1 protein-coding gene and 1 pseudogene are annotated in these 955 nt (G+C 32.0%); both read right to left on the bottom strand.

Annotated features, from left to right (window positions below; genetic code table 11):
* Positions 1–30: 30 nt before the first annotated feature.
* Positions 31–423: pseudogene (locus HYI04_RS16765) on the bottom strand (transposase family protein); the annotation flags it as partial.
* Between the two features lie 37 nt (positions 424–460).
* Positions 461–865, bottom strand: a complete 405-nt coding sequence (locus HYI04_RS16760; protein ID WP_017395817.1) for a transposase family protein — start codon at positions 863–865, stop codon at positions 461–463.
* Positions 866–955 lie beyond the last annotated feature (90 nt).

Below are 955 nucleotides of genomic sequence, written 5' to 3'. Positions count from 1 at the left end.
ATTAGACTTCCTTCATAAATCATTTTTCAATCAATTTAATTGTTTATCTTTCACGCAATCTAAATTGTATATGCCAGCAAGTAAATTAAACCGCAGGTTTAATCTTTTACGACGATTTCTATATACACAAGATAAAATCTTAAAACATTTCATCCTTCCAAATACATGCTCTACTTGAATTCGTCTACGACCAATCTCTCTATTTAACTTTTTTAATTCAGAATCTAATTTTTCAGTTTTCTTTGCTTTAGATGGCATGAGGCATCCAAAACCCAATTTTTTTATCCCTAAATACCCCTTATCAACGATAAAAAAGGGCTTAAATTTTAATTTCCTCATACTTTTTTTAAATATTTTAAAATCATGCATGCTTCCATGACTTCCACATACACTCAGTATTTCACCTGTTGTATAGTGCATAGATAGCTGAAATTTAAAGGTATGTCGCTTTTTTTTACCGCTATACCATTTCTTCTGTTTTTTTTGGACGTTGAACTAATATTTCAGTTGCATCAATCACAACAACTTCCCAATCCACTTCATCTCGATTAGGAAGTTGTTTTGGCAAGTTAAATTTTCCAGAACCGATTAAGGTATCTTCAATAACACGTGTGATACGAATTGCACTCGTTTCAGATACACCGTAACTCATACCAAGATGGAAAAATGTTCGATATTCTCTCCAATATTCTATACATAAGAGCAAACGATCTTCCAACGGTAATTTATGCGGTCGTCCTTTACCAATATGACGAGGTAAATGCTTATTTAGCTCGGCCAACATGAGGTTAAATGTAGCCCAACTAACACCGGTAAGCCTACGAAACTTAACGTTTGATAATTTTTGAATATCTTTGAATTTCATCCAAGGATTATCCCTTGAATTAAATAATTTTGCTGATTAATTTAAGATCAAATAAATTGTACGTTTTTTGATTTATGACGGAAGTCTATT

The sequence above is a fragment of the Acinetobacter sp. SwsAc2 genome (assembly GCF_013391465.1).
Taxonomy (GTDB): Bacteria; Pseudomonadota; Gammaproteobacteria; order Pseudomonadales; family Moraxellaceae; genus Acinetobacter; species Acinetobacter johnsonii.
The sequence above is the reverse complement of the archived record's forward strand: the minus strand, read 5'-3'. Positions and strand labels throughout refer to the sequence as shown.